The 11426-nt window shown below is 63.4% G+C and carries 10 protein-coding genes and 1 pseudogene; 6 read left to right on the forward strand and 5 right to left on the reverse strand.

What is annotated here, in order from left to right; all coding sequences use genetic code 11:
- From VOI29_RS17675 to hisG, 3 genes are all read left to right on the forward strand, one after another.
- Positions 1-998 (forward strand): histidine--tRNA ligase (locus VOI29_RS17675; RefSeq protein WP_323781598.1); only part of this gene is annotated, 998 nt, incomplete at its 5' end.
- Positions 999-1000: 2 nt separating this feature from the next.
- Entirely contained in the window at positions 1001-2089 is a 1089-nt protein-coding gene (locus VOI29_RS17680; protein ID WP_323781601.1) for an ATP phosphoribosyltransferase regulatory subunit, read from the forward strand.
- Entirely contained in the window at positions 2086-2784 is a 699-nt protein-coding gene (gene hisG, locus VOI29_RS17685; RefSeq protein ID WP_323781604.1) for an ATP phosphoribosyltransferase, read from the forward strand. Before VOI29_RS17680 ends, hisG begins: the two co-directional genes overlap by 4 nt.
- 135 nt (positions 2785-2919) lie before the next feature.
- Here hisG and VOI29_RS17690 read toward each other — a convergent pair whose 3' ends face one another.
- On the reverse strand, positions 2920-3351 hold the full coding sequence (locus VOI29_RS17690) for a DUF1489 domain-containing protein (RefSeq protein WP_323781607.1): 432 nt from the start codon (positions 3349-3351) through the stop codon (positions 2920-2922).
- A 198-nt stretch (positions 3352-3549) separates the two neighbouring features.
- Between VOI29_RS17690 and VOI29_RS17695 the strand changes: the two genes are divergently transcribed.
- From VOI29_RS17695 to VOI29_RS17705, 3 genes are all read left to right on the forward strand, one after another.
- On the forward strand, positions 3550-5835 hold the full coding sequence (locus VOI29_RS17695) for an adenosylcobalamin-dependent ribonucleoside-diphosphate reductase (protein ID WP_323781610.1): 2286 nt from the start codon (positions 3550-3552) through the stop codon (positions 5833-5835).
- 324 nt (positions 5836-6159) lie between these two features.
- A complete protein-coding gene (locus VOI29_RS17700) occupies positions 6160-7257 on the forward strand; it encodes an AAA family ATPase (RefSeq protein ID WP_323781613.1) in 1098 nt (365 codons plus the stop codon).
- Between the two features lie 45 nt (positions 7258-7302).
- The gene (locus VOI29_RS17705; RefSeq protein ID WP_323781616.1) at positions 7303-7722 is read left to right on the forward strand and encodes a hypothetical protein; all 420 of its coding nucleotides are present in this window, start codon (positions 7303-7305) and stop codon (positions 7720-7722) included.
- A gap of 561 nt (positions 7723-8283) precedes the next feature.
- Here VOI29_RS17705 and rnk read toward each other — a convergent pair.
- From rnk to VOI29_RS17725, 4 genes and pseudogenes are all read right to left on the reverse strand, one after another.
- Positions 8284-8727 carry a nucleoside diphosphate kinase regulator gene (gene rnk / locus VOI29_RS17710; protein WP_323781619.1) on the reverse strand — a complete coding sequence of 148 codons (444 nt, stop codon included), beginning with the start codon at positions 8725-8727 and terminating at the stop codon, positions 8284-8286.
- A gap of 85 nt (positions 8728-8812) precedes the next feature.
- A complete protein-coding gene (locus VOI29_RS17715) occupies positions 8813-9280 on the reverse strand; it encodes a hypothetical protein (protein WP_323781622.1) in 468 nt (155 codons plus the stop codon).
- 1214 nt (positions 9281-10494) lie between these two features.
- Complete coding sequence (locus tag VOI29_RS17720) at positions 10495-11196, reverse strand: 5-formyltetrahydrofolate cyclo-ligase (RefSeq protein WP_323781625.1); 702 nt, start codon at positions 11194-11196, stop codon at positions 10495-10497.
- Positions 11193-11426: pseudogene (locus tag VOI29_RS17725) on the reverse strand (nitronate monooxygenase); the annotation flags it as partial. The gene VOI29_RS17720 and the pseudogene VOI29_RS17725, both read right to left, overlap by 4 nt.

The following is an 11426-nucleotide window of genomic DNA, read 5'->3' on the forward strand; positions in this document are numbered from 1 at the left end:
CCGTCGGCATTCCGCGCGGTGATTACCTCGTGCGGGTGAACAACCGCAAGGTTCTGAACGGCGTGCTGGAGGTCATGGGTCTTGGCGCCGAAGATGCCAAGCGCGACGACGTGCTGCGCACCATCGACAAATTCGACAAGGTGGGGGAAGCGGGCGTGCGCGAGCTGCTGACCAAGGGGCGGCTGGATGCCTCCGGCGCCTATATCGACGGGGTTGGTCTCAGCGACGATCAGGCCGCGCCGGTGCTGGCCTTCCTGACCTCCAAGGCGGCGGAGGCGGCGGGCACCATTGCCAATCTGCGCGCTGCGGTGGGCGACAGTGCGGTGGGCCAGGAGGGGATTGCCGAGCTGGAGCAGATCGGAGAGCTGCTGGCTGCGGGCGGTTATGGCAAGGACCGGATCGAGATCGACCCGTCGGTGGTGCGCGGGCTTGGCTATTACACCGGGCCGGTGTTCGAGGCGGAGCTGACCTTTGAAATCCTCGACGAGAAGGGCCGCAAGCGGCAGTTCGGCTCGGTTGCGGGCGGCGGGCGCTATGACGGTCTGGTGAAACGCTTCACCGGGCAGGAGGTGCCTGCGGTGGGTGTGTCGGTCGGCGTCGACCGGCTGCTGGCGGCGCTGCATGCCAAGGGGCGGCTGACGGCCGAGGCGGCTGGCCCTGTGGTGGTCACGGTGATGGACCGCGCCCGGATGGCGGATTACCAGGCGATGGTGGCGGAGCTGCGCAATGCGGGCATCCGGGCCGAGGTTTACCTGGGCAACCCCAAGAATTTCGGCAACCAGCTGAAATATGCGGATAAGCGGAATTCACCGGTGGCGGTGATCGAAGGCGGCGACGAGAAGGCCAGCGGCGTGGTGCAGATCAAGGACCTGATCCTGGGCGCCAGAATTGCCGAAAGCGCCACATTGGAAGAGTGGAAAGAACGCCCCAGCCAGTTTGAAGTGCCGCGTACGGAACTGGTTGCCAAGGTGCGCGAAATCCTGGACGGGCAGGGCTGATCATGGCGCTTCGTTCTGACATTCAGGCCCGCGCGGCACAGCTGCGGCTCCGCTTTGAGGCTGCAGGCGCGCAGGTGGTGGATACACCGCTGCTGCAGCCGGCCGGCACGTTGCTGGATCTTTACGGCGAGGACATCCGGGCGCGTGCCTATGTGACCTCAGATGCGCTGCACGGCGAGCAGATGCTGCGCCCGGATTTCACCGTGCCGGTGGTGGAGGCGCATATGCGTCACGGCGCCGAGCCTGCGCGCTATACCTATTCCGGGGAAGTGTTCCGGCGTCAGGAGATCGACCCGGACCGGCCCAATGAATATCTGCAGGTTGGCTATGAGGTGTTTGAGCGCAATGATGCGGCGGCGGCGGATGCTGAGGTGTTTGCGCTGTTTGCGCTGCAGGTGCGCGGGCTGCCCTTGCGGGCGGCAACCGGCGATATCGGCATTCTGATGGCCGCCGTGCAAGGGCTGAACACCACGGAGAAGCGCAAGGCGGCGCTGATGCGCCATATCTGGCGGCCGCGCCGGTTCCGGGCTTTGCTGGACCGGTTTGCAGGCCGGGTGCCGGTGCCGGAGAGCCGCCGGAAGCTGCTGGAAACCGAGGGCGACCTGACCGGCTCTGCGGTGCAGCTGGGCAAACGCCGTGCGGCCGAGGTGCAGGCGCGGGTGGAGGCGCTGCGCGAGGATGCCAAATCGCCGCCGATTGCCGAGCATGAGCTGCTGGCGCTGGAGGCGCTGATGGCGGTGCGCGAAACGGTGCCCTTTGCCACCGAGCAGATGCGCGACATCGCGGTGGACCTGCCGCAGATAAACCCGGCGCTGGACCGGCTGGATGCACGCACCGCGGCGATGAAGGCGCGCGGCGTGGATGTGGATAACCTCGATTTCGAGGCGTCCTACGGGCGCACGTCGATGGAATATTATGATGGGTTTGTGTTCGGCTTCTATGCCGAGACGCGTCCGGATCTGCCGCCGATCGCCAGCGGCGGGCGTTATGATGCGCTGACCCGGCGGCTGGGGGACGGTGAGGAGATCCCGGCGGTGGGCGGTGTGCTGCGCCCCGATTTGATGCTGCAGCTTGAGGAGGCCCGCGCATGAGTCTGAAGCTGGGGGTGCCGTCCAAGGGGCGGCTGATGGAAAAGACCTTTGATTGGTTTGCCAAACGCGGTGTGACCCTGTCGCGCAGCGGGTCCGACCGGGAATATGCCGGTGTGGTCGAGGGGGTTGCAAACATGGAGCTGGTGCTGCTGTCGGCGGGGGAAATCCCGCGTGAGCTGGCGGCCGGGCGGATCCATCTGGGTGTCACCGGCACCGATCTGGTGCAGGAGAAGCTGCCGCGGTTCGAACAGCAGGTTGAAACCCTGGCCAAACTGGGCTTCGGCCATGCCGACCTGATCCTGGCAGTGCCGCAGTTCTGGCTTGATGTGGACACGCTGGATGACCTGGATGCGGCGGCTTCGGCCTTTCGCGCCACGCATGGCCACCGGCTGCGGATTGCCACCAAATACCACCGGCTGGTGCGCGAATTCCTGACCGATGCCGGGGTTGCGGATTACCAGCTGGTGGACAGCCAGGGGGCAACCGAAGGCACGGTGAAGAACGAGACCGCCGAGATGGTGGCCGACATCACCTCGACCGGCGAAACGCTGCGGGCCAACCACCTGAAGCTGCTGGCAGACGGGCTGGTGCTGAAATCCCAGGCGACGCTGTGGCGCAGCCGGGTGGCCAAATACCGGCCGGACGAGAAGGCGGCGCTGAACACGCTGCTGGATCTGATGGAAGGCCGCAAGTAGGCACTGCCGCCCGCGTTCCAGCGCGGGCTCCCGCCCGGAGCAGAGGCATCACAGATGCCTCCGCCCCGGTTGGGCCGGGCGCCGGGCTGACGCCCGGCGCTGGCGAGGCGTGCCGCGGGGGGAGTGCGGACAGCCTCAGATCACGCCGATTTCCGCCAGCGCCTGGGAAAGCTCCAGCGGCAGCGGCTCTTCCTGGCTTTTGCCGGCGGGCAGATCGGCGGGGGAGTCTTCGGTCTTCAGATAGCGCCAGCCCTGGAACGGCCGTTTCGGTGCAGTATGGGTCCGGTGCAGTTCCGGGTCCAGGATGATGGCGCAGCGGCGGATGCCGTCTTCGCCGGTGGCCTCATCCATGCGCAGGATGCGCTGGCGGCATTGGATCAGCCCCTTGATCACCCAGTAGATCGAACCGCCGTTGAGAATCTCCGCCGCGCGCTTGGGCCACATGCGGGTGACATGGCGCGGCAGGCCTTCGGGCAGCTCGCGGCGGCGCATCTCCTGCCAGGCCATCAGGCTTTCGACGCTTTCGGTGCCGACCGAGAGCTTCACAAGGTTCACACGCTTATCCACAGGTTCCCCACAGAGTCGTCCAGAGTTTCAACTTTATATTGTAGCTCGACGGCCTTCGGGGGCAAGGTCTTGTGTCTTGGAGGGTGCGCCTGCAGATAAAAAATGCTAAGATTGACCTAAACGCCGTTGAGGCAGGGCGCCGCAGCGGCTATCCAGTCGCCCACTCTATATTCACGACCGACCACAGGGATTCGCCATATGAGCCGCTTTGCCGCCCCCATCGCCGAGCAGATCTGGGATATGAAATACCGTTTCAAGCAGGCCGATGGCACGCCGATCGACGTCACTGTCGAGGACAGCTGGCGGCGAATCGCACGCGATCTGGCGCGGGCGGAACAATCGCCGGATGCCTGGGAAGAGAAATTCTTTGCCGCGCTGGAAGACTTCAAATACCTGCCCGCAGGCCGCATCACTGCAGGCGCCGGCACCGCGCGCCAGGTGACGCTGTTCAACTGCTTTGTGATGGGCACGGTGCCGGACAGCATGTCGGGGATTTTCGACATGCTGAAGGAAGCGGCGCTGACCATGCAGCAGGGCGGCGGCATCGGCTATGACTTCTCGACCATCCGGCCGCGCGGCGCCGATGTGAAGGGGGTGGCGGCGGATGCCTCCGGCCCGCTGTCGTTCATGGATGTCTGGGACGCGATGTGCCGCACCATCATGTCGGCCGGCTCTCGCCGCGGCGCGATGATGGCAACCATGCGCTGCGACCACCCGGATATCGAGCAGTTCATCACCGCCAAATCCGACTCTGCCCGCCTGCGCATGTTCAACATGTCGGTGCTGGTCACCGATGATTTCATGGATGCGGTGAAGGCAGACGGTTCCTGGGACCTGCAGTTTGACGGCAAGATCTATCACACCGTGCAGGCGCGTGATCTGTGGAACAAGATCATGCAGGCGACCTATGATTACGCCGAGCCGGGCGTGATCTTCATCGACCGCATCAACAAGGCCAACAACCTGTCTTATGTCGAGCAGATTGCGGCCACCAATCCCTGCGGCGAGCAGCCGCTGCCGCCCTATGGCGCCTGTCTGCTGGGCTCGGTCAATATGGCGCGGCTGGTGGCCAGTCCGTTCGAGAAAGATGCGCAACTGGACCAGGAGGCGATGCAGGAGCTGGTCGCCACCGCCGTGCGGATGATGGACAATGTGGTGGATGTGTCGAAATTCCCGCTGGAGGCGCAGGCTCAGGAAGCCAAGAACAAGCGCCGGATCGGTCTGGGTGTCACCGGCCTGGCCGATGCGCTGTTGATGCTGGGACTGGAATACGGCTCGGACGAGGCGGCGCGTCAGACCGATGAATGGCTGCACGCGATCGCCCGCGCCGCCTATCTGGCGTCGGTGGAGCTGGCCAAGGAGAAGGGGGCGTTTCCGCTGTTCGATGCCGAGGCCTACCTCAACTCCGGCAACATGCTGAACATGGACGAGGACGTGCGCGAGGCAATCCGCGAGCATGGCATCCGCAATGCGCTGCTGACCTCGATCGCGCCGACCGGCACCATTTCGCTCTATGCCGGCAATGTGTCCTCGGGCATCGAGCCGGTGTTTGCCTATGCCTATACCCGCAAGGTTCTGCAGAAGGACGGCAGCCGCACCGAGGAGGAAGTGGTCGATTACGCAGTGCAGATGTACCGCGAGAAATTCGGCGCCGACGCCAAGCTGCCCGGCTATTTCGTGAACGCCCAGACCCTGCCGCCCGCAGCCCATGTCAAGATGCAGGCGGCGGCGCAGAAATGGATCGACTCGTCGATTTCCAAGACCATCAACTGCCCCGAAGACATCTCTTTTGACGCCTTCAAGGACGTCTACATGCAGGCCTGGGACCAGGGCTGCAAGGGCTGCACCACCTACCGCCCGAACGATGTGACCGGCTCGGTCCTGTCGGTGAGCGAAAGCGCCGACACCGCACCGGGCGAAACCGCACAGGCGCCGCATGAAAGCGACAGCGCCGAGGTCGTCTATATGTCCGAGCCGCTGGACCGTCCGCAGTCGCTGGAGGGTCATACCTACAAGCTGAAGTGGCCGGACAGCGAGCATGCGATCTATCTGACCATCAACGACATCATCATCAACGGCCACCGCCGCCCGTTCGAGGTCTTCATCAACTCCAAGAACATGGAGCATTACGCCTGGACGCTGGCGCTGACGCGGATGATCTCGGCGGTGTTCCGCCGCGGCGGCGACGTGTCTTTTGTGGTGGAAGAGCTGAAAGCGGTGTTCGACCCGCGCGGCGGCGCCTGGGTGCAGGGCAAGTATATCCCCTCGATCCTGGCGGCGATCGGCGGGGTGATTGAGACCCACATGATCAAGACCGGCTTTTTGGAAGGCGAGGGCATGGGGCTTAAATCCGACCCGCAAGCACAGGTGGTAAACCTGAACGCCCCGCGCGGCAAAGCCTGTCCCAGCTGCGGCCAGTTCGATATGCAGATGGTCGAGGGCTGCATGACCTGCCGCAGCTGCGGCCATTCTAAGTGCGGCTGAGAGCAGGGGGCTTCAGATGTATTGTATGACCCGCGAATTCGTGACCATTTTCGGGGTTTCTTTGACCATTCGACACGGGTTTAATGACCACCGGCCGCGGCGCGGCCGGTGGTTTCTTTTAAAAACAATGGCTTAGGTTTCGGTTGCCCTTTGCCTGCTGACGAGGCCGGTTCGACTGAACAAGCCCGCTGTACCTGTTGACTGAAACCGCTGTTATGAGCAGGACTGCAGCTCAAACCTGGCCAGGTTCTTTCCTTCACTTACCCGAGCACACCCTGTGCAATCGGGAGCCGGACGGCGCAGTGCGCCGGGAAAGGGCCAGCTATGTCCAAAATCAAATTCATCGAAGCAGAGTTCCACAATGTCGAGAAAGACCGTCGGGCAATACGGCAGCGCCTGGAACGGTTCCTGAAAGAGCGCCGAGCCCTCGAGCGCGGTGTTGTGTCGCCGGAGCCGGAAGACCCGGAGGACGCCCTGCGGTGGGAAACAGACTTGATGCAGGTTCGTTTCGAGCGCGAAGTTCAGGACCGGATAGACCGCCGGGTGAACAGGCTGGCGGAGCGGCGGGACGCGGCTGCAGGCCTCGCCCACCTGAAGCGCGAAGACCGAAGGGCGCTCGAGGGGCTGCGCAACGGGGTGAGCCTGATCAGGATCCGGACAGAAGACCAAGCGGATGAAATCGCCGCTGGTATTCATGCCGACATGCCCTGGATGGCTCCTGCGACGGATCTCCTTTGGAAGTCAATGCGGCGATCCGTCCGCAATGGGGATTCGGGCTTTCGCTTGCCTCCGGTGCTGCTGGACGGCCCGCCGGGGATCGGCAAAAGCATGTGGGCCCGTCAACTGAGCACAGCACTTGGTGTGCCCCGCTGTGGCGTAGAGGCGACGGCAGAGCAGGCGTCGTTCGGCATCGTGGGTTCCCAGCGCGGCTGGGCCAACGCACAGCCGGGACGCCCTTTGATGACGATCCTGAAGCACCTGATTGCGAACCCGATTGTCGTTGTGGATGAGGTGGAGAAGGCCGGGGTCGCAACTTCGGTCAAAGGGAACAGCTTTGGACTTTCCGAGGGATTGCTGTCCCTTTTGGAGCCATCCTCAGCGGCATCATGGCAATGCCCCTACTATCAGGTCGGGTTCGACATGTCCCGGATCAGCTGGGTGCTGACCAGCAACACCTTAACCACCTTGCCAGCCCCTCTGTTAAGCCGCTTGGAGGTCATAAAGCTGTCACCTGTCCCGGTGCCTGACCTGGTAGCCTTTGCCCGCCGTGAGGGCGGCAGGCGCGGGTTGGCACAAGCGTCTGTCGAGGCCGTAGTCGAGGTGCTGGAGATTTCTGGTCAGACAGTGCCGTTGAGCCTGCGGCATGTCATCCGGATGCTCACTCGGGGGGAAGCGTTGGAGGCGGCTCGGATTCTTCATTGAACATGCAATTTCTTTAAACGTAGACTTTATTGGAAGGAGCCGCATATGGCCGGCCGAAATCATTACATCACTGTTGAAGCGCAGCGCATCATGGAGCGGTTTCCCGAGGTGTATGGGCCTCCGCCTTGGAGCATCAAGAAGACAAGCCTCGCTTGGGGCTTCGCCTGTGGCGAGGGCTGGTATCCTCTGATTGAGCGCCTTAGTGCAGATCTCGCCGACATCATACGTGAGGATGGTCTGACACGCTTCCGGGCGCAGCAGGTTAAACAGAAACTGGGTGAGTTGCGGTTCTATGCGCGCGGCGGCAACGAGCGCACCGCCCATCGGATAGCTCAGGCCCAGATGGAAGCTGCGAAGACCTGTGAGCATTGCGGTACTCGGTCGGCCCAGAAACAATCCCTCGGCGGCTGGCTAACAACCACATGCGATGCCTGTGCCGTGAGGCTGTTGAGGTCTCGATCTTAGCAGGAGCAGCATCCTAAATTGTCGAGGAGGGCATGCTCTGTGCCTTTCACTAAACCTCATCAGCGCCACCTGCTTGGTCCATCGTCCTGAGACGGACCGCACAAGGAAACATCTGGACCCTGCCTTGTGCCCCCAACTGAAGGAGGGGGCTGCAGGATGCCCAAGCCTCTGCAGATGTCCCACCTGTTCTATCAGAAGTCCTGCTGCTGAAGCCGGGAGGGACGGCTAGACCGGCACCGGGCACAGGTTGCGGCGGCTCTGGCGTTCCTCTCCACTTCCGAACCGCAGCGGCGGCAAGAAATACGGATGATGGGCGTGGGGCCACCCAGAACATGGCGGCAGATGGGGCAGCGATGTGCGGCCGCACGAGGGAGTTGCACTTTGCAGGACGGACAGGAGAACGGAATGTGACGGGTCATGAGCTTCTCTTTCGACATGAAAAACGGGACGCCGCATCGACGCCGGACGATATCCCGGAAGAAGCGGCATGGCTTCGTCAGCGCATCGATCGGCTCCTTCCGGGTTGGGCATGGTGCTCTGGTGGCCTCCGGGAATAGCGGTTCATTGAGCTTCCAGTCTTTCGGCGGCGTACTGGGACGCGACGCGCAAAACGGTCAGAACTCGCCTTTTCCCATCGCGGGTATCCCAGTGCAGGGATGCGCCCTCTGCTAGGCCGATCAAGGCGACAGCAATCGGCGTCAGTATCGAAATCCGCCCCTGCGCGATGTCGGCCGCCTCCGGGTAAACCGGTTTGACGGTCTTTTCTTGCCCGGTGGCCTCATCGCGGTAGGTGACCTCGCGGCCAATCGACACGACGTTGGCCGGTAGCTTGGCGCGCGGCACAATGCGGGCCCGGCCGAGTTCGCCGAGCAAACGGTCTGCAAGTTCCGGGTTCCGGCGGATCGCGCCCTCGGCAAGCATCTCGAGCTTGTCCACACAGTCATCTGCGATGATGATCTTCGGTCGGCGGGCGGGCCCGCGCGAAACGGAATAATTTTCCTTCATGGAAGTCTCCTTGCCCCCGCTAGCCAAGGGCTTTGATGTGGCAAATCAGGTTGATGGCCTGGACAATCCGGGCCACGCGCAACTCTTAGGCCGCGTCGTGGTTCGGTGCCGGAAATACGTCCAGAACAACGATCGTCTCGATCCGGCCGTCATCCCGCAAGAGCGGAACCTTCTGCATTTTCCGCATGCCGACCAGGGTTGCGCCGAGCAATGATGCGACGAGGATCCGCCCAGGCGCGGGTGCCGGGCTCATCGACAGCACACCCGAGCGCGCGCCCCCGCCGCTGATCATGTAAGTCACATGGCAACCGGCCACGACCAGTTCCGGCGGGGTGGGCCACGGAGCGCCCCGCGAAATCCCCAACTTGTGGCTCAGGAGCCCGTTCAGTAGCGCCGGACTAGGCGCATTTCTGGTGCCGCGGCTGTGAAGAAGCCGCTCGATGCCAAGTCGGTCTTCAACGGTCAAAAGAAAACCGGCACCCAATGCGGTCCCCTCATAGAGTGATCGAAAGTCACTGCTCGCAGGCAGTTGGTTCATCTTGATGATGGTCATGACATGTCTCCCGGGGCCGCAAGGCCCGCATTCTCAATTCAAGGATTTGAGAAGCCCCGGGTGGTCGAAGACGCGCCTATGCGCAGACCGCCCGGGGAACCGGGCGGTTCAGAAGAAGAAACCGGAATGGGTTTACGCTCTTGACCATATAGAGAGCCTAGCCGTCGGCAACGAACTGTCAACCGCTATAAGTGTGCAGATATCGATTTGGTCGCCTATGACACATTACGAGCGGACCGGCCCGCGGGCGGAAGCGGCGCTCGCGCGCCAGGCCTGAGAACTTAGTCCCCGGCCAGGTAAAGCCGGTAGGTCCTGCCGTCCACTTACCGCCTGATTCCCCCGTTTTTCTCGAGATATGCAATCAACCGGGCAGCTCGGCGACCATCTTGGATCTCGAGGTGAACTCTCCCTCACCTAAGGGAAGGGGCTTCGGGATCATCACGCCTTTGCAGCCAGCAGGCTGCTCGGGCGGCTGATACCGTCTTTCTTCTCTTCCCGTCTCGTCGCCAATGCCGGTGCAGAGGGCACATCGGGTTGCCACCACCGTTCTGGCCGCGGTGGTTTTTATAGGTCAAGCTTGCGCAGGTCTCGCTTTCTGAAAGCACACCGTGCGCCATAGCGGTCATCAGAGCAATGTCGTAGCATCCTGCAATTTGGGCTCACTGTTGCCATGCGGTGGTACAGCACTGATAAACCGGTGCAAGTGCGCTCCAGGCCGGTTGTAATCGGCTCAAGCCAGCCCAACCAAGACATGCATGCGACGCGCAGCGAAGGCTCTGTTGCATACGCAAAAGACTTCCTGAGAAGGGACCTCCAGGTCTGCTCGGCCGACCAGGACGATGCTGCACTCCGCACAAAGGTCAGCGAAGCGCAGGAAGCGCCCTTTGCAAGCTCGGGCGTTTGGCGCAACCAGTCTAGGATTCGTGCCGCGGCGCAGCCCGCCGTTTCTGCCCTTCGCTGCGACTGCGAGGTTCTGGAGCCGGAGAGCTCACACAGTGCCGGACATACTAGGCTTACGCGCCAGCAGCGGATGCAGGTTCTGAAAGCCTAAAACTCTGTTCGCGCCTGCAGCAGCGGCAATTCAGCGGCGTCGCGGATTTTCCCGGACCGGACATTCAAAACCACGCTGCGGAGCAATTGCAAACCGTCCGTTCGCTGGACCTTAGTCGGAGAAGCGGCCCGAGCAAGCGCTCCCGCACGCATTCAGGTACTCGTCATGACGCTGTGTTTGCAAACTGCTCGCCGGTTTCAGTCAAAACGACGTCCAGTGGGATGTCGTGCGGTTGCGGTAAAATAGTAGGCAGCTGTGCGGCGTCCAGGCCAATGCCGATGGCAAAGGGGCGCGGCGACAGCGCCGCCAGGGTGCGGTCGAAATAGCCGCCGCCATAGCCCAGCCGGTAGCCGCCGTTCGCCCAGCCCACCAGCGGCGCAAGCACGATGCCGGGGGTCAGCTGCGGCGCATCGGGCGGCGGGACCGGGATGTTCCAGTCGCCGCGCACCAGCCGGGTTTCCGGCGTCCACAGCCGGAACACCAGCGGCGCGGCCTTGGTCTCCACAATGGGCAGGGCAATCGTGGCGCCCCCGGCGTGCAGCTCCGCCATCAGCGGGCGCAGGTCGGGTTCGCCCTTGATCGGCCAGTAGAAGGAGATGATCTGCCCGTCCGCGCCGCCGGAGCGGGATTTGAGCAGCTGCCGCAGGTGCCCGGACAGCGCATCCCCTGCCGCCTGCCGTTCGGCAACCGACATGGCGAGCCGTTCCGCCCGCAGCCGGCTGCGTTCGGCCTTGCGCCAGCGGGCAACGTCGGCGGCGTGCCGGGCGGCGGCGGCCTGGGGGTCGTAAAGGCCGGTTTCCTCCGCCATGCAGGGCGAGGAGGCGTAGCCCTTGCCGCCGGGCGGGGTGCTGGGGGTCTTGCTCATGCGGTGGCTCCTCTGCGGGGCGACAGCGGCCGTCCGAGGATCTGCTCCGCTGCGCTGACCATATCCGCGATGCGCTCGGCGGCCGGCACGATGCGGCGGATGGTGCCCGCGCCCTGACCTGCAAACAGGGCCATTGCCTCCAGGTCGCCGGTGGTGGTGCGCAGCGGGGAATCGGTGCTGTAGCGCAGCCGCGGCTGGCTGCCGTCCCAGGCGATTTCCTCACGCGGGAG

Source organism: Leisingera sp., from assembly GCF_034669605.1.
In the GTDB taxonomy this organism is placed as follows: Bacteria; Pseudomonadota; Alphaproteobacteria; order Rhodobacterales; family Rhodobacteraceae; genus Leisingera.

Excerpts from the sequence above, each read along its gene's own strand:
- VOI29_RS17680 (WP_323781601.1), top strand. The coding sequence starts at position 1,001 with ATGGCGCTTCGTTCTGACATTCAGGCCCGCGCGGCACAGCTGCGGCTC.
- hisG (WP_323781604.1), top strand. The coding sequence starts at position 2,086 with ATGAGTCTGAAGCTGGGGGTGCCGTCCAAGGGGCGGCTGATGGAAAAG.
- VOI29_RS17695 (WP_323781610.1), top strand. The coding sequence starts at position 3,550 with ATGAGCCGCTTTGCCGCCCCCATCGCCGAGCAGATCTGGGATATGAAA.
- VOI29_RS17700 (WP_323781613.1), top strand. The coding sequence starts at position 6,160 with ATGTCCAAAATCAAATTCATCGAAGCAGAGTTCCACAATGTCGAGAAA.
- VOI29_RS17705 (WP_323781616.1), top strand. The coding sequence starts at position 7,303 with ATGGCCGGCCGAAATCATTACATCACTGTTGAAGCGCAGCGCATCATG.
- rnk (WP_323781619.1), bottom strand. The coding sequence starts at position 8,727 with ATGAAGGAAAATTATTCCGTTTCGCGCGGGCCCGCCCGCCGACCGAAG.
- VOI29_RS17715 (WP_323781622.1), bottom strand. The coding sequence starts at position 9,280 with ATGACCATCATCAAGATGAACCAACTGCCTGCGAGCAGTGACTTTCGA.
- VOI29_RS17720 (WP_323781625.1), bottom strand. The coding sequence starts at position 11,196 with ATGAGCAAGACCCCCAGCACCCCGCCCGGCGGCAAGGGCTACGCCTCC.